17 protein-coding genes are annotated in these 19431 nt (G+C 64.6%); 4 read left to right on the forward strand and 13 right to left on the reverse strand.

The genetic code is table 11. The features are described 5' to 3' along the window. Window positions 1-3 precede the first annotated feature (3 nt). The 3 genes from EV698_RS02660 to ade all read right to left on the reverse strand — a co-directional run bounded on the left by EV698_RS02660 (window position 4) and on the right by ade (window position 3291). A complete protein-coding gene (locus EV698_RS02660) occupies window positions 4-1011 on the reverse strand; it encodes a TRAP transporter substrate-binding protein (RefSeq protein WP_130502617.1) in 1008 nt (335 codons plus the stop codon). A 78-nt stretch (window positions 1012-1089) separates the two neighbouring features. Beyond that, window positions 1090-1560 (reverse strand): hypothetical protein, encoded by a 471-nt coding sequence (locus tag EV698_RS02665; protein ID WP_130502618.1) that lies wholly within the window; start codon window positions 1558-1560, stop codon window positions 1090-1092. Between the two features lie 63 nt (window positions 1561-1623). Next, complete coding sequence (gene ade / locus EV698_RS02670) at window positions 1624-3291, reverse strand: adenine deaminase (RefSeq protein ID WP_130502619.1); 1668 nt, start codon at window positions 3289-3291, stop codon at window positions 1624-1626. 112 nt (window positions 3292-3403) lie between these two features. Between ade and fabI the strand changes: the two genes are divergently transcribed. After that, window positions 3404-4192 carry an enoyl-ACP reductase FabI gene (gene fabI / locus EV698_RS02675; protein ID WP_130502620.1) on the forward strand — a complete coding sequence of 263 codons (789 nt, stop codon included), beginning with the start codon at window positions 3404-3406 and terminating at the stop codon, window positions 4190-4192. After that, the gene (locus tag EV698_RS02680; RefSeq protein ID WP_130502621.1) at window positions 4179-5603 is read left to right on the forward strand and encodes a bifunctional enoyl-CoA hydratase/phosphate acetyltransferase; all 1425 of its coding nucleotides are present in this window, start codon (window positions 4179-4181) and stop codon (window positions 5601-5603) included. Before fabI ends, EV698_RS02680 begins: the two co-directional genes overlap by 14 nt. A gap of 4 nt (window positions 5604-5607) precedes the next feature. On the opposite strand, the gene panD is transcribed toward EV698_RS02680, so the two are convergent. Next, window positions 5608-5964 (reverse strand): aspartate 1-decarboxylase, encoded by a 357-nt coding sequence (gene panD / locus EV698_RS02685; protein ID WP_130502622.1) that lies wholly within the window; start codon window positions 5962-5964, stop codon window positions 5608-5610. A 123-nt stretch (window positions 5965-6087) separates the two neighbouring features. Here panD and EV698_RS02690 point away from each other — a divergent pair, with 123 nt between their 5' ends. Further along, complete coding sequence (locus EV698_RS02690) at window positions 6088-7830, forward strand: ABC transporter transmembrane domain-containing protein (protein WP_130502623.1); 1743 nt, start codon at window positions 6088-6090, stop codon at window positions 7828-7830. Here the strand turns inward: EV698_RS02690 and EV698_RS02695 are convergent. The 5 genes from EV698_RS02695 to EV698_RS02715 form a co-directional block, all read right to left on the reverse strand. Next, window positions 7827-8987, reverse strand: a complete 1161-nt coding sequence (locus tag EV698_RS02695; protein WP_130502624.1) for a lycopene cyclase family protein — start codon at window positions 8985-8987, stop codon at window positions 7827-7829. The genes EV698_RS02690 and EV698_RS02695 overlap by 4 nt on opposite strands. Beyond that, the gene (locus tag EV698_RS02700; protein WP_130502625.1) at window positions 8984-9817 is read right to left on the reverse strand and encodes a phytoene/squalene synthase family protein; all 834 of its coding nucleotides are present in this window, start codon (window positions 9815-9817) and stop codon (window positions 8984-8986) included. The genes EV698_RS02695 and EV698_RS02700 overlap by 4 nt, the downstream gene beginning before the upstream one ends. Further along, entirely contained in the window at window positions 9814-11286 is a 1473-nt protein-coding gene (crtI, locus tag EV698_RS02705) for a phytoene desaturase family protein (protein ID WP_130502626.1), read from the reverse strand. Before crtI ends, EV698_RS02700 begins: the two co-directional genes overlap by 4 nt. Before the next feature lie 6 nt (window positions 11287-11292). Then, complete coding sequence (locus EV698_RS02710) at window positions 11293-12249, reverse strand: polyprenyl synthetase family protein (protein ID WP_130502627.1); 957 nt, start codon at window positions 12247-12249, stop codon at window positions 11293-11295. A gap of 102 nt (window positions 12250-12351) precedes the next feature. Then, complete coding sequence (locus tag EV698_RS02715) at window positions 12352-13122, reverse strand: bacteriorhodopsin-like (protein ID WP_130502628.1); 771 nt, start codon at window positions 13120-13122, stop codon at window positions 12352-12354. A gap of 215 nt (window positions 13123-13337) precedes the next feature. On the opposite strand from EV698_RS02715, the gene EV698_RS02720 reads away from it, so the two are divergent. Then, window positions 13338-15230, forward strand: a complete 1893-nt coding sequence (locus EV698_RS02720; RefSeq protein ID WP_130502629.1) for an ATP-binding cassette domain-containing protein — start codon at window positions 13338-13340, stop codon at window positions 15228-15230. On the opposite strand, the gene EV698_RS02725 is transcribed toward EV698_RS02720, so the two are convergent. The 4 genes from EV698_RS02725 to EV698_RS02740 are packed head-to-tail and all read right to left on the reverse strand — an operon-like array spanning window position 15227 to window position 19431. Further along, entirely contained in the window at window positions 15227-16450 is a 1224-nt protein-coding gene (locus EV698_RS02725; protein WP_130502630.1) for a bifunctional alpha/beta hydrolase/OsmC family protein, read from the reverse strand. The genes EV698_RS02720 and EV698_RS02725 overlap by 4 nt on opposite strands. 1 nt (window position 16451) lies before the next feature. Continuing rightward, window positions 16452-17108, reverse strand: coding sequence for a DUF3047 domain-containing protein (locus EV698_RS02730; protein ID WP_239016185.1), 657 nt, complete (start codon window positions 17106-17108; stop codon window positions 16452-16454). Then, complete coding sequence (locus tag EV698_RS02735) at window positions 17105-17755, reverse strand: ATP-binding cassette domain-containing protein (RefSeq protein ID WP_130502631.1); 651 nt, start codon at window positions 17753-17755, stop codon at window positions 17105-17107. The genes EV698_RS02730 and EV698_RS02735 overlap by 4 nt, the downstream gene beginning before the upstream one ends. A 5-nt stretch (window positions 17756-17760) precedes the next feature. Continuing rightward, window positions 17761-19431: an ABC transporter permease gene (locus tag EV698_RS02740; protein ID WP_130502632.1), complete on the reverse strand. Its 1671-nt coding sequence runs from the start codon at window positions 19429-19431 to the stop codon at window positions 17761-17763.

The raw sequence follows: 19431 nt of genomic DNA on the forward strand, positions 1-19431 counted from the left end.
CGATCAGTCCAGTTCTTCGCGGATCCGCGTCAGGTACTCGCCGAAGCGCTCCTCGTACTTGTCGTAGACGGGCGCAACCGCCTCTCGGAAGGCCGCCAGATCCGGATCCTCGGTCACTGTCATGCCGCGCGCCTTCAGCTCGGCGAGCTGCTCTGCCTCCATTTCGGCGTTGATCCGACGCTCGTACTCCGCGGCCTCCTGGGCGGCCTGCTCGACCACCGCCTGCACGGACGCAGGCAGTTCGCTCCAGACCGGCAGCCCCATGACAAAGATCGCCGGTGCATAGGTGTGCCGGCTCAGGGTCATGTGGGTCTGCGTCTCGTTGAGCTCGAACGAGTGGATGACGTTCACCGGGTTTTCCTGGCCGTCGATGGTGCCCTGCTGCATGGCGGTCAGTGCCTCGGTCCAAGCCATGGGCACGGCGTTGGCACCGAGTTCGCGGAAGGTGTCGACGTAGACCGGGTTCTCCATCACCCGCAGCTTCATCCCCTCGAGGTCGGCGGGTTCACTGACCGGGCCGCGGCTGTTGGTGAGGTTGCGAAAGCCACGCTCGGCGTAGGCGAGCCCCTTGAGGTTGACGCGCTCGAGCTCCTCGAGCAGATCCTGGCCGATTGGACCATCGAGCACGCGATAGGCGGCCTCCCGGGACGGGAACAGAAACGGTAGTTCGAAGACCGCGATTTCCTCAACGAAATTGGCGACCGGGCCGTTGGTAATGACACCCATGTCGACGGTGCCGATCTGCATCCCCTCGAGCAGAGTGCGCTCGTCGCCGAGCTGTGCGTTGGGGAAAAGCTCTACATCGACGACGCCGTCGGTCCGCGCCTCGACGAGTTCCTCGAACTTCTCGGCGGCGAGGTGGAACCCGTCCTGCTCGTTGACGACATGGGCGAGACGCAGCTCGATGGGCTCCATATCGTCGAATGATGTCCCGTCCTGCGCGCTAACGGGCAGCGGGGACAGGGCAATACCCAGCGCCAAAGCGGGTAACAGGCTGCGGTAATACGCCATTCAATCTCTCCTCGTTGTTGTAAGACGCTCCAGTTTTCCGCTTCTCCCCGTTGCCGTCAATTGATTGCGCCCCCGGGCCTATGCGGCGGCGGTGTATTGATCCAGCTGGCGGATATCGTGGTCGCTCAAGTGCATCCAGAAGGTGGTGACTATTGCGTTGCGCCGATCCCGTGTCGAGTCCGCGATGGGTGGAATCGGCCATTGCAGTGACTGGCCCGGTTCGATGCGCGCGCGCTCGAAGACAGCGCCGATCAGCTTCGGGGTGATAACAACGGCCTGGAATACGCTAACCCGCATGGGCCATTGGTAGTGGTCCGGTGCTTCCGTTCGCGCTGCAAGGGCAACCAGATCGGTATCGCCACCGTGCAGACGCCGCCAGCCGCGGAGTACTCGGGGTATCGTCAGCAAACGCTCCCGTGAACCGTGCTGTGTCGTCTCCAGGGCCCGTAGCAGATCGTCCTTCTCCGGGTTGATCAGAAGGCGCTGGTCTCGCGTCAGCTCGGTGTACAGGCGGTCGGGGATCTCGGGGCGAATATAGTCACGGGCCATCGTCCAACTCCTTCAGGGCTTGATGGCCGGATTGTCTACGAGTGCTATGCGGGAGACTGAGAACTACGCCCCATCCAGCAACGGCACGAACGCAAATCGCTCGCCATCGAACAGGCCGCGGTCACTGAGTTTGAGGGCCGGAATCACCAGCAGTGCCATGAACGACAGCGTCATGAAAGGAGCCGTCAGCGGCGTTCCCAGTCGCTGCGCGAGGGTAACCAGCGCCTCGTGCCGATGCGCCATGGTGTCGCCGTCCGCGTCGCTCATCAGCCCCGCAACCGGTAGCGGCAGCTGATCGGTCCCCGCCTTGCCGGCCGCAGCGATGCCACCCCGCATGTCGATGACGCGGTTCAGTGCCTCCGCTACCCATTGAGCGCTGCTGCCAACAGCGATGACGTTGTGCGAGTCGTGCGCGATGGAGCCGGCGATTGCACCATCGTTGAGCCCGAACCCGCGGATAAAGGCGACTGCGGGCGGGGTGACCCGGTAGCGGTTGACCACCGCGAGCATCAGCACATCGTTGCCCGGATCGGGAGTGGGCTGATCGCCCTCCCAACAGGGTTTGACCCGTCTTTCCGAAGTGTCGAGGGCCCCGTCGCGGCACTCGATCACCCGCAGACTTATCGACGGATCGCTCGGGTCTGCCCGCGGCAGCGCGGCCGTCAGCGCGTCGGCAGTGACTGGTGCGCTATTGAAGCGATTGATCAGCGCTGCGGGCTGATGTCGGGAGAGACTGTTCCCGTCCTCGGCAACGCGGTTGCCCGCCACCCAGGTCGTGAGGACATTCAGCCGGTCGGGATCATCGACGAGGACGGCATCCATTCGATCACCGACGCGCAGCTGACCGACCGGCAGCCGGTAGTGCCGCACCGGGTTGATACAGCCCGCGCGCAGTACATCGAAGCGATCGTGACCGGCGGCGATTGCCCGGGCACAGAGTCGGTTGATGTGGCCGGCAACAAGGTCATCCGGGTGCAGATCGTCGGTGCAGAACATGATCTGCTGCGGGTATGAATCAATCAGCGGGTGCAGTGCCGCGAAGTTTTTCGCCGCCGACCCCTCGCGGATGACCAGGTGCATGCCCGCGGCGAGCTTTGCCTCGGCCTCTTCGCGGGTCGCACACTCGTGATCGTTATCGATGCCGGCGTCGGCATAGCGCCGTGCCGCGTCGCCGGTCAGCCCCGGTGCATGACCGTCCACCCGGCGGCCGCGTTGCTTTGCGATGTCGATCTTTGCCATTAAGCCGGGTTCGCGCTCGAGCACACCGGGAAAGTCCATCACCTCGGCGAGGTGTTCCGCATGGCCCTCGCTCAGAAGCTTCTCGATATGACTGGCGCGCAGCTCGGCCCCGGACGTCTCGTGCGCAGTGGCGGGGACGCAGGCCGGTGCCCCGAAATGGATCGGGATCGGACTGCGCTGTGCATCCGATGCCATGTAATGGACCCCGTCCGTCCCGAGGATATTGGCGATCTCGTGGGGATCGCTGACGGCGGCCACCGTGCCGTGCCGGCAGGCAATCCGGCCGAACTCGGCGGGAGTGAGCATGGTGCTCTCGACATGCACATGGGCATCGATAAAGCCCGGTAGCAGGTAATCCAGTGACGGATCGGGCGGCCCGAGCGTGGTGATGGCGACGATGTGCCGGGCGCTCCAGGCAACCGCGGCGGCGTAGATCCGCCGGTCGTGGAGGTCGATCAGATTGGCGCGGATTGTGCGAGTGTCGTTGTCCATGCCGCGATTATAGGCTGCGGCGGAAATGCGCAGATACCCCGCCGACGATTGCGGATCACGGACAGGTGTTGTTAAGTGTGCACTGCAACATCGCATGCAAAGGGAGCAACCCATGACCGATCAAGCAACTGGCGGCGCCTTCTCGCTCAACGGGCGGGTAGGGGTCGTCACCGGCCTGGCCAACGAAAACAGCATTGCCTACGGCTGTGCGCGGGCACTGGCCGCCCAGGGGGCGGAGTGCATCGTGACCTATGCCAGTGAGAAGGCCGAACGCTTCGTCATGCCGCTGGCCGAGTCCATGGGTAACCCCGAGTACCAGCTCGTCGACGTGCAGGACGCCGAATCGCTGGAAGCGCTCTTCAACCGGGCCCGGGAGCGCTGGGGCCGACTCGATTTCGTGATCCATTCCATTGCCTTCGCCCCGCTCGCGGAGCTGCAGGGGCGCCTGACGGATACGACCAGTGACGGCTTCTCGCTGGCGATGGACGTCTCCTGCCATTCATTCGTGCGCATGGCGCGGCTTGCCGAGCCGTTAATGGCGGAGGGCGGCAGTCTGATCTGCATGACCTACCACGGGGCGGACCAGGCGGTGGAGAACTACAATCTGATGGGGCCGGTGAAAGCGGCGCTCGAGTCGTCCACCCGTTATCTTGCCACCGAGCTCGGGCCACAGGGCATTCGGGTCAACGCCATTTCCCCCGGGCCGATCCGCACCCGGGCGGCCTCGGGGCTCAAGGATTTCGAGGCACTGGCAACGGATGGCGAGACCCACTCGCCGCTGCGCCGGCTCGTCTCCGTGGAGGACATCGGCAATACCGCCGCCTACCTGATTTCCGATGCCGGTTCATCGGTGACCGGCGGGATCCACTATGTGGACGGGGGGCATCATGTCCGGTTCTGACCTGATCGAGAATCGCACCTTCGACGAGATCGAGATCGGCGACTCGGCGATGCTCGAAAAGCGCCTCACGATGGAGGACATCAAGCTCTTCGCGGTGATGTCCGGCGACGTCAATCCCGCCCACGTGGATGAAGAGTTCGCGCGCAGCAGCCGCTTCCACGAGCTGATCGCCCACGGCATGTGGGGCGGGGCGCTGATTTCGACGGTGCTGGGAACACAGCTCCCCGGACCGGGCACGATCTATCTCGGCCAGACGCTGCGGTTTCGTGGTCCGGTGACTCTGGGCGATCAGATCCGTGTAAAAGTCACGGCCACGGAAAAGGATGAGCAGAAAGGCCGGATAACCTTCGCCTGTGAAGGCCGCAACCAGGAGGACGCCCTGGTGCTCGACGGCGAGGCCAAAGTGCTTGCGCCCACCGATAAAATCAGTCGCCCGCGTGCGGTCATGCCGACCATCCGGCTCGCGGAGGAGGGCCATCTCTCGGAGATGCTCGCCGACGCCGATGCGCAGGAGCCAACCACGGCGGCGGTGGTCCACCCGGTCGATATCGAGAGCATGCAGGCACTTGATATTGCCGTGCAGCGACGCTTGATTCGTCCGGTCCTGGTGGGGCCGCTGGCGCGCATGCAGGCGGCGGCGGATGATGCGGGCGTCGATATCAGTGGCTTCGAGCAGGTCGCCACGCAACACAGTCACGGTGCGGCGAAAGCCGCAGTCGACATGGTGTCTTCCGGCGATGTCGCCATGCTGATCAAGGGGGGGCTTGCCACCGATGAGTTGCTCGGCAAGCTCATCGACCCGCGCAATGGTCTGCGCACCGAGCGCGAGCCGAGCCAGGTCATGGCCTTCGACGTGCCGACCTATCCACGGCCGCTGCTGATTTCCGATCCGCTCGTTAATATCCACCCGACGCTATTCGAGAAACGCGATATCGTCAGTAACATGGCGCTGCTGGCCCATGCGCTGGGGATCCATGAACCGCGCATCGCCATGCTCTCTTCGTCGGAGGCCATCGATCCGAAACTGAGTTCGACGCTGGATGCGGCGGCCATCTGCAAGATGGCGGATCGTGGCCAGGTCAAAGGCGCCGTTATCGATGGTCCGATGGCCTTCGATGCCGCGATCTCGGCCGCCACGGCCCGCTCGCGGGGGCTGGAGTCGCCGGTGGCGGGACGTGCCGACGGGCTGATCGCCCCGGACCTGGAGGCGGCCAGTATGCTCGTCAAGCAGTTGAGCCATCTCGCCGACGCCCGGGGAGCAGGTCTGCTGATGGGCCTGCGGGTACCGGTGGTCATGAGTACTCGGGATGACAATGTCGCTAGCCGGCTGACCGGAATCGCCCTGGCGCGATGCTACCTGGCACACCTCGAGCATGCAGGCCGCGACGCGATCATGTCGGCTGCCGGGTGATCGCTCAGCCGGGTGTCTTCGGCACATTCTGCGAGTCGACGAAGACCCGCGTCGGCTCCCAGGTCCGTGCCTCTTCGGGATTGACCTGCGCATAGGCGGCGATGATCACCCGGTCGCCGCGACCTGCCATGTGCGCGGCGGCGCCGTTGATCGTGATCTCGCCGCGGTCCGGCATGCCCTTGATGATATAGGTCTCGAACCGATTGCCGTTGGTGATGTTGTAGACGTGTACATGCTGGTGCGGTAACAGCCCCGAAGCGTCGAGCAGCGTCGGATCGATGGTGATGCTGCCCTCGTACTCGAGATTGGCATCGGTGACCGTCGCCGCGTGAATCTTGGCTTGCAGTACCGAAATCATCATGAGTCTATTCACCGCGTCTTCGTTTATTCCATTCCCAATGGTAATGCACGCACCCGTAGCTGACGAGAACATCCGCCTTCATAATAACGGAATGAGTAACGACGCCATGAGGACAGTCCGGCAGTGAGACGCTTCGGTGGTCTGGTACGGCTTGCCGGGTATCTGCGTCCGTACTGGCGGCAGGCGCTCATTGCCGGTATCGCGCTGATCGTCGCCGCCGGCAGTGTCCTGGGTATCGGCCAGGGATTGCGGCTGGTCATTGATCAGGGCCTCGCGAGTGGCACCGGTGCCACGCTCGACCGCGCATTACTGGTGACCGCCGGGGTCGTCCTGGTGCTGTCGGTGGCCGCGGCGCTGCGGTTCTACTGGGTCATGTGGATCGGTGAGCGCGTAGCCGCCGATCTGCGCCGCGACGTGTTCGAGCGCCTGCTCGAGCTCGATCCAGGGTTCTACCTGCGCAACGGCGTGGGGGAGATCCAGTCGCGGATGACCACGGATACGGCGCTGTTGCAGAGCGTGCTGGGCTCGACCTTCTCGATGGCCCTGCGCAATGCACTGCTACTCGCCGGCACGCTGATCATGCTCGTGGTGACGCAACCCGCCCTGAGCGCGCTGGTCATTGCCGGGATCCCCATCGTGCTGGCACCCATGTTGATCGTTGGCCGTCGTGTGCGGCGGCTCTCGCGGCTCAGCCAGGATCGTATTGCCGATGTCGGCAGTTATGCCGGCGAGACGCTCGGGGGGATCGAGACGGTTCAGGCCTTTGTCCACGAGCCCGTGGACCGGCGGGTTTTCGGCGATCGGGTGGAGGAGGCGTTCGCGATCGCCGTCCGCCGGATCCGTCAGCGCGCCGGGTTGAACGCCGTGGCGCTGCTGCTGGCCTTCAGCGGTGTGGCGTTCGTGCTCTGGCGAGGGGGGAGCGCCGTCATCGCCGGAGCAATGAGCGCGGGTGAGCTCTCGGCGTTCCTCTTCTACGCCGTACTGGCGGCCGGCGCCGTCGGTGTACTCTCGGAAGTGGCCGGCGAGCTGTTCCGCGCCTCGGGGGCGGCGGAGCGGCTGTTCGAGCTGCTGGATGCCGAGCCCGCCATCCAGTCCCCGAACCACCCCATTACCCTGCCGGTGCCCGCCCGCGGCGAGGTCGTACTCGAGGCGGTGGCGTTTCGCTATCCAACCCGCCCGGAGCCGCCGGCACTGACCGGCGTGGATCTGGTGGTCCATGCCGGTGAGACACTGGCACTGGTGGGTCCGTCCGGTGCCGGCAAGAGCACCCTGATCAGCCTGTTATTGCGCTTCCACGATCCGTCTTCGGGCCGTATCACACTGGATGGCGTGGATCTGCGTGATGCCGACCCGGCGGCCGTTCGCCAGCGCATGGCCCTGGTGGCGCAGGAGCCGGTGCTGTTCACCGGTACCGTCGCGGACAATATCCGCTTCGGCAATCCGTCCGCGGAACGCGACCGGATCGTCGATGCGGCGAAGGCCGCGAACTGCCAGGGCTTTGTCGATGCATTGCCGGCTGGGCTTGATACCGATATCGGCCCCGGGGGCGTGCAACTCTCCGGTGGTCAACGGCAGCGGATCGCGATTGCAAGGGCCATTCTGCGCGATCCGGCCTTATTGCTACTCGATGAGGCGACCAGCAGCCTGGATGCCGAGAGCGAGCAGCAGGTGCAAACCGCTTTAACCCGGCTGATGACGCACCGGACCAGCGTCGTGATTGCTCACCGGCTCGCGACGGTGCGCAACGCCGACCGGATCGCGGTGCTCGAGACGGGCACGGTGCGGGCCATCGGGACGCATGACCAGCTCATGGCAACCGACGACCTCTATGCCCATCTCGCGGCATTGCAGTTCCAGGCCGGCTAGCCCGTCGGCGAATCGATCCGCACCCCGCGGTTGCGCCGGCAGGAGTGCCGCATGGCGGCCTTCAGCATGGGGGTCGGGGGGAGTGCACGCAGGATGTGGCCGATGTCCGCCAGCTGTGGCCGGCTCATGAGAAACCGTGCCATCGACTCCGGGGGCGTCCGGTCAAACAGGCGTACGAACGGCTCACCCGCTGCCCCGACAGGTCTATGCCGCCAGAGTGATTCAAGGAAGACCCCGTCCAGCCAGTCCATAAGCGAGCGCCGCGACGGGGCGCGGGGGGCCTGCCCGGCAACCAGTGCCTCCGCGCAGACATCCGCCCAGCGCTGTATATCGTGAAAGGTATACCCGGTGGCCGGGCGCATACTACCGCCTGCCGTACCGACCCGCATCCATCCTTCCTGGTCGTAGGAGGGAATCGGTGCCATGGGCAGGTGGCTCGATTCCTCCCGTACCACCGTATGCGCCGCCAGCCCGCGGTCGGCGAGGATGCGATCCAGTTGCCCCCCCAGTTCCGACAGGGAAGGGCGCTGGGGCGCGAATCGTGTCAGTTCGATCAATCGATGGCCGGGACCGATGGGCAGTTCATAAACAAACGTCAGTAAGGGGGTGGTGTCGTCGACGAAGTCCATCAGCCGTACTGGCGATTCACCGGCAAGCCCGGGCCCGGTCAGCTCGCGGCCGACAAAGCTCTGCCATACCCACGGCCGATCCAGCGCCAGTGCCGGCGGGCGGGAATCCATAACGCGCGTGGCGGTAAGCGTTTCGCCGCTATCCAGTGTCAGTGACCAGGCCGAATCGTGGCGTTCAGCTGCCTGCAGAGCCGATCCCGCGAACAGCGACCAGTCCTGCCGGGTCCCGATCACGTCCAGCGCCTGCGCCTGGACTGCCGACGCACGAAGCATTTCATAGGGGGTCTGGTCGCTGCCGCGGATGATCTCGCGGCCGCCGTGGCTGACGGCCCAGCGGGTCCAAATCTGCGTTGCCTGATCGACAAAGGGGTGATCGACCAGTCGCCAGCCACACCACGTCCGATCGTCACTTGGCAACTGTCGTGGTTCGATGATCGCGATCCGTCCCGGATAGCGGGCCGCGAGTCGGACCGCCAGGCTCATCGTTGCGGCGCCGAATCCGATCAGCGCGAGATCGAAGTGTTTCATGCCGTGGCGGCGGGGGCGTCGTCTGCCGGCCGAAACAGCGTGCGCAGGGCAAGCCGGCGCCGGTCGCGATGACTGAGTGACGTTCGTCCTTCCCAGTAACGGCAGCCACCGTCCCGCACCCGCAGGCCGATGGCGCGGTAGAGACGTGCCGCCACGCGGATGGCGACGCGATTGCGCCAGGGGATTAACGCAAACGCCGTCTCCGCCCGGGCATACTCGACCTCGGCCCGATCAACGACTCGGCCGATTGCCGCCTGCACCGATGCCCGATCAGGGTCTGCGGCTGCGGCAATAACCTCCGGCGGCCGCTGGCCAACCCATTCCGCCGGCAGATAACGACGGCCGCGCTGCGCATCCTCGAGGACATCCCGCGCGATGTTGGTCAGTTGCATGCCGATACCGAGGGCAACAGCGGCATCCCGACCGCGCACGGGATCGGCACCGAGTAGTGGGCACATGAGCTCGCCAACCGTACCGGCAACGCCGTAGCAGTAGTCGATGAGCTCGGATTCGGTGTCGATGAGACGGCCGTATCGGGCTTCATGGGCGGCGGTACGGGCCAGCGTCGCCAATGGCTCGAGCCGCATCTGCCGGCGCTCGACCATCGCCTCGAAGCCATCCACCGGTATTTTCGCCAGTTCGCCGGTGGTGAGCGCCTCAATGAAGGTATCGATACGGCCGGCGCCATTCGCGGACTCGTCCGCGATGTCGTCGATCAGCCGGCAGACGGCATAGAGAGTGGCGACATCATTGGCATCGTCGCGCCGCAGGAGCCGGCTCGCCATGTGGAAGCTGCTCCCATGGCGGGCCAGTACCTCACGGGGCTTCACGCCGCCTCCGTTCCCTCGGGGAACAGGCGCTCGAGGACCTTTGCGCTGGAGAGCACCCCGGGCATGCCGGCACCGGGGTGGGTTCCCGCCCCAACGAGGTAGAGGTTATCGAGTCCCTCGGCCTGGTTGTGGAAGCGGAACCAGGCCGACTGCCGGAATAGCGGCGCCAGACTAAAGCCACTGCCGTAGACGCTCTGGTAATTCTCGCGGAAATTATCCGGCGTCATGTGGAAATCGGCGCGGATATGCTGGCTGAGCCCTGGAAGGATGGTTGCTTCCAGCGCCTCGACAATACGCGCCTGCAGTTTCGGTCCTTCCACCGACCAGTCGATATTACCCAGCTGGTTGGGTACGGGAGCCAGCACGTAAAAGCTGTCGTGCCCTGCCGGTGCAAAGCTCGGATCGGTCGCCGTGGGGCGATGGAGATACAGCGAGAAATCCTCGGAGAGGATCTTTCGATCAAAGATGTCCCGCAGCAGCTCCTTATAGCGCTCGCCCAGCCATATGGTGTGGTGGGCGACGTCGGGATACTGGCAGTCGGTACCGAAGTAGAGCACGAACAACCCCATCGACGAGTGGGCCAGCCGCTGCTTGACCCGGGCCGCCATGGGGGCCGGATCCATGAGTTCGCCGTAGAGGTGCATCGGGTCGAGGTTGGAGACGAAGTTATCCGCCTTGATCGTGCGCCCGTCGTCAATGCTCGCCCCGGTGATGCGCCGTCCATCGCGATGGACCGCCGTAATGCTGCGGCCGTTTTCCACCCGTACACCCTGGCGCTCGAGCAGATTGGCGAGTTCGCCGACGAGTGCACCGGTTCCGCCCATCGCGAAGTGGACACCCCACTCACGCTCGAGGTAGTGGATGAGTCCGTAGATACAGGTCGTATCGAACGGATTTCCGCCCACGAGCAATGGCTGCAATGACAGCGCCTGGCGCAGGTACGGGTGCTTGATATGGCTCGACACCATCTTCCAGACGCTCCGGTCGAAGCGCAGTCGTAGCAGCCGGGGAATCTGGCGCGCCATGAACGAGGCCCGATGGAATGGCTGGTAGCCGAGTTCCTTGAACCCGATCTCGAAGAGCTCGCGGGACTCTGCAAGCAGGCCGTGGTAACCGGCGACATCGTCCGGGTTGAAGCGGGCGATTTCGGCCTCCATTCGCTCGATGCCCGGACCGTAATCAAATGAGGAGTCATCGGCGAAGCGGAATCGATACCATGGATCGAGCGGCCGGAGTTCGAGGTGATCGTGCAGTGATTCACCGAACAGTTCGAACAGCTCGGTGAAAAGGAATGGTGCGGTAATGACCGTTGGTCCCGCGTCGTGCCGGTAGCCGCCGCGCTCGAAGACCTGTGCCCGTCCGCCGAGTCGCGGGCAACGATCGATCAGTGTGACCTCGTGGCCCCGTGCGCGCAGGCGCAATGCCGCGGCGATGCCGCCGAAGCCGCCACCCATAATCAGGGAATGCATTGGATGTTATCCCTCCTGTCGGGACTTGTGATTCAGCCGTTCTATCAGTTGGCGCACGTCGCTCAGGAGGGGCTCCGGCAGTCGCGCACTGAGTCGGTCGGCGCGGTTCAGTGCCGCGCGAGCATGTTGGAGGCAACGGATGCGGGTTGGTTCCCGGTGCAGGTGAACTGACCCACTCCGAGTGCGGGGGCGGTGGTGCCACCAGGCATGCAGTGGGTGCAGCTCCGAAACATCATCGACACCGTCAAGGTCGTCCAGATCGTCAAGAATCTGGTAAGCGAGCCCGATGGCTTCAGCGATACGCCGACTGACTGCGGACGTATAAGCGGCCTTCGCGGGTTCGCTGATCCCGGCGTTGAGCGCCAGCTCGATCAGCGGCGCTGTCTTTTCGCGGGTTGCGTCGAGATAGTCGGCGGTTCGGACGGATCCCTCACCAGTGTGGTGGCTGAGCTCGACACTCTGGCCGCCGATGACACGGCCAGCCGTATCCGCCATGAAGCGTATCAGCCGCTGCGACACCGCCGGTACGGTAATCCGCGCGGCGACCTGGAAGGCTGTCGTCAACAGGAGATCGCCCGCACACAGCGCCACATCATCCCCGTACACCGCGCGAACCGATTGTCGGCCCCGGCGGTAGGTATCGCGGTCGCTGATGTCGTCGTGAACGAGCGATGCATTGTGCAGAAACTCGCAGGCAGCGGCCGCTGCCGTACGGTCTTGAGGGCTCAAGCGATTCGCGCAGCTGGCGAGTGCCAGTCTTGCACGCATTCGATGGCCACCCGTCTGGAGATGATAGATCGCAGCATCGCGGGCCGGTGTGGCTCGCATCGCGGCGAGTTGGTCGACCATGAACTGGTCAACGGTCTGAAGTGCCGGAAGGTTGGCCCCGACAGCCAGCGCATCCTGTCGGACAGAGACGTCCGGATCAGGTTGGAGTATTTGGCTGACATCGACTGTGGCCACGAAAGCTACCCTCAGACTGCCTTGATTAGAGTGGAGCCCGGGCGAGGCCCGAGCTCCACAGGTTCGGCGTCAGCAACGCCGCCTTGATCGGAGTGTTTCCGATTAGGCGTTGGCGGTTTCGCCTGCTGCCTCGGCCTCTGACTTGCGCATTGCGATCGTCAGAATGACCACGCCGAACACGGCCTTGGCGGTGATATCCGCAATCGTGTAGCCCACTTCGACTGCCGTCACGGCGGCGCCGCCGGTCAGACCGATGAGCGGGAACAGGAACACGATCGGGTAGAACAGCCAGGACACAATCACCAGCGTGGAAGCGCCGTTGATCAGCCCGCGCACGTTTTCCGGCTGCTTGGCGATGGAAGCCTTCAGACCGGTCACGAGCGTGTAGACGATGTACACGAACGGAATCATCGACAGCACCCAGAACAGGAAGCGGACGGCACCGCCCTCTGAAACCTCACCCGGGTAGCCGAGGATGATCATGAGTGCGGCTGCACCGCCGAGCTTGACGCTCTGCGAGATCGTCTCGCTGCGCGACAGCCGCATAACCAAGATCAGCTCTACGAGCAGCAGCGGCACGGTCAACAGCCAGTCCACATAGCGGTAGGCCTGGTTGTAGCCGTAGCCAGTCGTCTCGATCGTCCCGTTGGTGACGCTGAACGCCGCTTCCCAGGAAGTCATGATCTGGAAGTAGTGGTAAGCGGCAATCGCGGTAACGAGGCCGGTGATGGTGATTGCCAGCCGATAGGCCGGAGCCACCTGGCTGCGTGAAAGCCAGAAGAAAAGGGTCGCGGCCGCCATTACTGCAAAGCCGAATGAGAAGCTGTTTGCAATAAAGTCGTACTGACCCACGCTAAGTGTCGAAAGGTCCATTGGTGATTTCCTCCTTTTGGAATCACGTCGAAAGATACGCTCGGCTCTGTGGCAGGTCAATTGAATGTACGCACCACGATGGTGCGAAATCGTCGCTGCCAACCGGTCGACCGCGAAGTGTGCCGGAGGTTCTGCCACCTCGTTGATTTGGGTCAAAATTGACGGTATGACCCGGGCCGCTCTGTTAGACTGGCAGCTTGTTTTAAGGAGACCGAATGAGTCTGATTCGCCTTGATGAGATCGAGTTTTCCGTCGGCGGGCCACCGCTGCTCGAGCATGCGTCGCTGACGATCGAAGATCGCGAACGCGTCTGTCTGGTAGGCCGTAACGGCGTTGGCAAATCAACCCTGTTACGCGTCATCGAGGGTGCGATCGAGCCCGATGCCGGGCGCGTCCAGCGCGGTGAGGCGGTCACCGTCTCGCGCCTTGAGCAGGCCGTGCCGGATCACCTCGAGGGGCGGGTTTTCGACGTCGTGACCGAGGGGCTGGGCGATCTCGGATCGCTGCTCTCGCGTCATCATGACCTCGCCATGGCCATTGGCGCCGGTGAGGGGGATATCGACGAGCTAACGGATCTGCAATCGCGCATTGAGGCGGCCGGTGGCTGGCAGATCGAGCAGCGCGTGGACGCCGTACTGACCCGCTTCGACCTGCCCGCAGACAGTGCCTTCTCGAACCTCTCCGGCGGGCTCAAGCGGCGCGTGCTTCTCGCTCGTGCCGTAGTGCCGGGGCCTGACGTGCTTTTGCTCGATGAGCCGACCAACCATCTCGACATCGAGGCGATCCGCTGGCTCGAGGGCTTCATGCGCGAGTTCAACGGTGCGGTGATCTTCGTGACCCATGATCGCGCCTTCCTCCAGGCGGTTGCCACCCGGATCGTGGAGATCGACCGCGGACAGCTCACGAGCTGGCCCGGCGACTACGCCAACTACCTGCGTCGCTGCGAGGAGCGGGACCACGCGGAGGCCGAGGAGCAGGCGCGTTTCGACAAGAAGCTCAAGCAGGAAGAGGCCTGGATCCGGCAGGGCATCAAGGCCCGTCGCACGCGTAACGAGGGTCGTGTTCGTGCCCTCCAGGCCATGCGCAAGGAACGCGCCGAGCGCCGTGAACGCCCGGGCGAGGCGCGGCTGACCATGGCGGAGGGCGAGCGCTCCGGCAAGCGCGTGATCGAGGCCGAGCATCTGACCTACGCCATCGATGGCAAGCCGCTGGTGACCGACTTCAGCACCCGCATCATCCGTGGTGACCGGATCGGCATCCTGGGTCCGAATGGCGTGGGCAAGACCACGCTGATCCGGCTTCTGGTCGGTGAGCTGGCGCCGGATAGCGGGTCGATCAAGCTCGGCACCGGGCTGCAGGTCGCCTATTTCGACCAGCACCGGGCGTCACTGGATGACCGCCGCTCCGCTCGCGAGAATGTCGCCGGCGGCGAGGACTTCATCGATCTGGGTGATGGCAAACGCCGGCACGTTATGGGCTATCTGCAGGACTTCCTGTTCTCGCCCGATCGCGCCAACGCACCGATCAGCCGCCTGTCCGGCGGTGAGCGCAACCGGCTGCTGCTCGCCCAGCTGTTCGCCCGACCCTCCAACCTGCTGGTGCTCGACGAGCCCACCAACGATCTGGATGTCGAGACGCTCGAGCTCCTCGAGGAGCGACTGGTGGACTACACCGGCACGCTGTTGCTGGTCTCCCATGACCGAACATTCCTGGATAACGTCGTCACTAGCGTGTTCGTGCCGGAAGGTGGGGGCCGTATCGGTGAGTACGTGGGTGGCTATGCCGACTGGCTGCGGCAGACGCAGCAGCCCGCCCGCAGCGAGGGCAAGGCCTCGAAAACCGCTGGCAAGCCGGCATCGTCGCCGAAAAAGCCACGCAAGCTGACCTACAGTGAGGGCACTGAGCTCGACGAGCTGCCGGCCCGGATCGAGACCCTCGAGGCGGTTGCCGAGACCGCACGGGCGAAGGCCAATGATCCCGGGCTCTACCAGCAGGACGCGGACACGATCCAGGCTACGCTGGATGCGCTCGAGGCCGCCGAGGCCGAACTGTCCACCGCCTACGAACGCTGGGAGTACCTCGAGGCGCAGCGCGAACGCCTCGGCTAGTCGTCGATCAGCTCCGTGTCGATGACAACCGTTGATTCAAGCGTGCGGTGAACGGGGCACTTGTCGGCGATCTCGAGCAGCCGCTGGCGATCGTCCGCGCCGAGATCGCCGCCCAGGTGGATCCGGCGCTGGAATACGTCGACTTTTGCGCCGGACTCACCGCAGTGCTCGCAGTCGGTGCGATGTTCCTTGTTGTGGCTGACGTCGGTATAGACGTGATCGAGGGCGATCCGCTTGCGGCGAGCGTACATTCGGATCGTCATGCTTGTGCACGCCCCCAGGCCGGCGGCGACGAGCTGATAGGGAGAGGGTCCTTTATCCGTGCCGCCCATTTTTACCGGCTCGTCCGCGGTCAGCAGATGCGGGCCGGATACCGTAATGGCCTGGCGAAACCCCTCCGGATCGACCTCCGAAACCCGCGTCACGCCCTCCGGCGTCGCTGCGAGGGACGAGTCGTCCGCCATCTGCAGATAGCGCACCGCCCACGCGCCGAGGACATCGGCGGCATAGTCGGCGTCGGCACCGCGGCTGATCAGATGATCGGCGTTATCCAGCGTGACGAAGCTCTTCGGATGCATCGCGCCCTGGAAAATCTCCGCCGCATTGCGAATGCCGACCAGGGTGTCCTGGGGGGAGTGGAGGACGAGCAGCGCGGCGTTCATGTGCTTCAGGGCGTCATCGAGCTTCGCCTCGGTAATATCGTCGATGAACTGCTGGCGGATGCGAAACGGCCGTCCGGCCAGGTTGACCTCGGCCTCGCCGTGCGTATCGATCGCCGCCAGCTGCTCGGCGAAGAGCTTCGAGACATGGCTTGGATCCGCCGGTGCCGCGATGGTCACGACGGCACGGACCGTGTCGATCAGCGGGGCGGCCTTGATAACCGCCGAGCCGCCCAGTGAATGACCGATCAGCAGCTGCGGGGCGGCGACATGTTCGGCCAGATAGGCAGCTGCACGCTGCAGATCTTCCACGTTCGAACTGAAATTGGTGTTCTCGAACTCGCCCTCGGAGTGACCGAGCCCGGTGAAGTCGAAGCGCAGCACCGCGATCCCCTGCGCGGCAAGGCGGCCGGCAATACGGCGCGCGGCGGGGATATCCTTCGAGCAGGTAAAGCAGTGGGCAAACAGCGCGGCGGCACGGACCGGGCCGTCGGGCAGGTCGAGTCGGGCGTTGAGCGTGTCGCCGTCGTGACCGGTGAAGGTGATTTTCCGCGTGCTCATGTCATTCCCCCATTAACCGGATGGTCCCGTAGATCGCCTCGGCGCGATCTCCGGTGTCGTCACAATCGGTCATGATCGCCAGTGTGTCGATTTCAGTGATGTCGCGATCATGAAAACGCGCAAAATCCTCGCGCAGGTTGCGTCGATGGATCTGCCAGCCCGAGTCGCTGTCGGCGCCATCGACGGCAACCATCATTGCCTGATCGGCATAGGCGTTGGGCCAGTGATCACCCTTTGCCGTGCGAGTGGTCGAGACATAGTTCATGGCGCGGGTTCGCCAGCGCAGGATCGGGCTTTCGTCCACGGCATAGAGCCGCGCGGCGTAATCGTCGCCGTTTTTATTGCGCGGGGCACCGGAGGCGATCGGCTCGACAATACGCCAGCGCCACTCGATGATCGGCGTGCGGGTGAGATCGATTCCCTCGCGGTAAATGAGTCCGGAGGCGGTACCTTCCTCGCACTCGGCGCGTACGCCCCGGTGCGCACTGCGCTGGGATAGCGTGTAATCGGTCTCGCCGCTGAAGCTGTGGCGTTCCCAGCCGATGATGGAGGCCGGTTCGAAGGTGATGTCCGTCCGAGCCTCGGCAGCGGGCGCAAGCGTCGCCGCGATCAACAGCATAGCGGTGGGCACGTCGAAGGCGGGTCGTCTGCGGTTCATGCAATGGCTCCTTCACCCAGCGGAATCGTCGGCCCGCCCGCGGCCCTGGCGTCGGCGGGGTCATGGGTCACGAGCAGTGCGGGGATCGATCGGTCCCGAATGTGGTTGAGGACGAACGCCCGGATGTCGGCGCGCAGCGTTTCGTCAAGCCGCGAGAAAGGCTCGTCGAGCAGGATCGCTTCGGGCTCGGCGAGCAGGCTTTGCATCAGCGCGGCGCGTGCCCGCTGGCCACCGGACAGCGTCGCCGGATCACGCCGGCGCATGCCGTCGAGCCCCGCCGAGGCGAGTGCCCGATCAACCGCCTTGGCGCGGGCTTGGCGCCCCTTCACGCCCGAGCGCAGGCCGAATGCCAGATTATCTCCGACGCTCAGGTGCGGGAACAGCGTGGCGTCCTGGAACATCAGTCCGATGCGTCGCCGTTCGGCGGGCAGGCCGTTGAGCAATCGACCGTTGAGGCGAAGGGTACCTTGCAACGTGAAAGATTCGGCGAGATGACCTGCAATCGCATGCAGCAGTGTCGTCTTACCGACGCCGGACGGCCCCATCAGGGTCGTAATCGTGCCCGCGCCGATATCAAGCGTCAGCGGTGCGAACAGCGGATCACCCCCCGGTGGCTGGATCACCATCGAATCGATCGCCAGCGACATGGCGGTTACTCCCTCAGAAAGCGGCGGTTCCGCGCCCGGATAATCGGCGTAATGATCGCGACGGTATAGACCAGCAGCGGGATCAACGTTTGCAGCATGGCATAGACCGCCGTAATCCGGCGATCCGCGCCGGAGGCAAGGCTCACCGCCTCGGTGGTTAATGTGCTGAGCCGCCCGGCACCCATGATCAGCGTGGGCAGATACTGGGCGATGGAAACCGCGACACCGATGGCGATAGCGGCGAGGATCGGGCCGATCAGTACAGGCAGCTTGACGCGCAGTAGACGGCTCAGCGGTCCGGCACCGAGTGAGGCGGCCTGGTACGTGAGCATCGGATCGAACCCCCGCCACGGACCGACGAGTACCAGCAGGACATAGGGGAAGACGAACAGTAGATGCGCCCAGCTCACTGCGAGAATCCCCGCATCGATGCCGAGCTGCAGGAACCCGAACTGCAATCCTGGCAGAAAGCCGATCTGCGGCAGTAGAAGCGGGAGGTAGACAATGCCCGCAAGCATCGATGATCGTCCGCGCCGCTCCGTCTCCAGCCAGGCAATAGCGAGCACCAGCGCCGCAATGGTGGTTATGCCCGCGAATAACAGGCTATGACCGAACGGTCCGGTCCAGTCATTGCCGGATTGCCGCCATGCCGCCAGTGAAAACTGCTCGGGGAAGCGCTGCGGCCACGGCCAGCGCCAGGTGACCGACCAGACCAGCAGGGCGGTGATTGCCATTCCCCCGAGAGCGAAGAGCACGCGCACGCCAACCCGTCCCATCGCCAGTAGCGGGGTGACGAATCGGTCGCGTCCACCTCGGCGTAGCCAGATCCGCCCGGTGACTGTGATCAAGCGCTCCATTAGCCAGACGCCGGCGAACGCGGTCATGACCAGCCCTGCCTGCAGCAGTGCGCCTGCCCCGGCGGTCAGCAGGCTGGAGAGCGCCGGATCCGTGTAGAGCCGCAGCACCACGACCGCCAGCACGGGCGGGTTCGACGGGCCCAGGAGTAATGCCATATCGACGTTGGAGAGCGCGTAACTGAGCACGATCAGCGTCGGCAGCCGGATGTGCGGCCAGAGTCGCGGCAGAACCACTCGCAGCCACGCCGATGCGTTGCTGTAACCAAGGGATCGGGCGGCAATCAGCCAGCGTCGAACGGGGAGATGGCCCAGCGAGGCGGTCATCACCAGTGCCAGGAAGGGGATTTCCTTGAGCAGCAGCCCGAGGATAAGGCCAATCCCCATCGGATCCCCCACCAGTGCAAAGGACGGCGGCTGCGAGAGTTGCAGTGGCTCGGCCAGCAGGCGGAAGAGCCACCCGGAAGGCGCAATGATGAAGGCCAGTCCGATCGCGATGGCGGCGTGGGGAGTTGCCAGGAAGGGCGCAAGCAGCGGTGTCAGGCGCCGACCCGCCGGCGTCCCGTAGAGGCCGGCGACAAAGGCGAACGCCAGCGCGAAGCCGACGATGGTGGCGGCGATTCCTGTCCAGACCGTCAACTGGATTGATGTGACAAGCCCGGGGCGATCGAGCAGCGCGACCCAGGGAGCGACCCCGATGCTGCGCTCGCCCAGCGCCGGCAGCCAGCCAAACGCCGCGGTCAGTGTCTGGGTCACCCCGAGCAGTACCGGCCCGATAATGACCGCGATAACCAGGGTGCGCAGGCCCGTGCGCAGCAGCAT

Source organism: Spiribacter vilamensis (assembly GCF_004217415.1).
Lineage (GTDB): Bacteria > Pseudomonadota > Gammaproteobacteria > Nitrococcales > Nitrococcaceae > Spiribacter > Spiribacter vilamensis.

What these genes read in the sequence shown, in the direction of transcription:
- EV698_RS02730 (WP_239016185.1), bottom strand. Translation starts at nt 17,108, where the DNA reads ATGAACCGCAGACGACCCGCCTTCGACGTGCCCACCGCTATGCTGTTG.
- EV698_RS02720 (WP_130502629.1), top strand. Translation starts at nt 13,338, where the DNA reads ATGAGTCTGATTCGCCTTGATGAGATCGAGTTTTCCGTCGGCGGGCCA.
- ade (WP_130502619.1), bottom strand. Translation starts at nt 3,291, where the DNA reads ATGGACAACGACACTCGCACAATCCGCGCCAATCTGATCGACCTCCAC.
- EV698_RS02660 (WP_130502617.1), bottom strand. Translation starts at nt 1,011, where the DNA reads ATGGCGTATTACCGCAGCCTGTTACCCGCTTTGGCGCTGGGTATTGCC.
- EV698_RS02725 (WP_130502630.1), bottom strand. Translation starts at nt 16,450, where the DNA reads ATGAGCACGCGGAAAATCACCTTCACCGGTCACGACGGCGACACGCTC.
- EV698_RS02680 (WP_130502621.1), top strand. Translation starts at nt 4,179, where the DNA reads ATGTCCGGTTCTGACCTGATCGAGAATCGCACCTTCGACGAGATCGAG.
- crtI (WP_130502626.1), bottom strand. Translation starts at nt 11,286, where the DNA reads ATGCATTCCCTGATTATGGGTGGCGGCTTCGGCGGCATCGCCGCGGCA.
- fabI (WP_130502620.1), top strand. Translation starts at nt 3,404, where the DNA reads ATGACCGATCAAGCAACTGGCGGCGCCTTCTCGCTCAACGGGCGGGTA.
- EV698_RS02665 (WP_130502618.1), bottom strand. Translation starts at nt 1,560, where the DNA reads ATGGCCCGTGACTATATTCGCCCCGAGATCCCCGACCGCCTGTACACC.
- panD (WP_130502622.1), bottom strand. Translation starts at nt 5,964, where the DNA reads ATGATGATTTCGGTACTGCAAGCCAAGATTCACGCGGCGACGGTCACC.
- EV698_RS02740 (WP_130502632.1), bottom strand. Translation starts at nt 19,431, where the DNA reads ATGCTGCTGCGCACGGGCCTGCGCACCCTGGTTATCGCGGTCATTATC.
- EV698_RS02695 (WP_130502624.1), bottom strand. Translation starts at nt 8,987, where the DNA reads ATGAAACACTTCGATCTCGCGCTGATCGGATTCGGCGCCGCAACGATG.
- EV698_RS02715 (WP_130502628.1), bottom strand. Translation starts at nt 13,122, where the DNA reads ATGGACCTTTCGACACTTAGCGTGGGTCAGTACGACTTTATTGCAAAC.
- EV698_RS02735 (WP_130502631.1), bottom strand. Translation starts at nt 17,755, where the DNA reads ATGTCGCTGGCGATCGATTCGATGGTGATCCAGCCACCGGGGGGTGAT.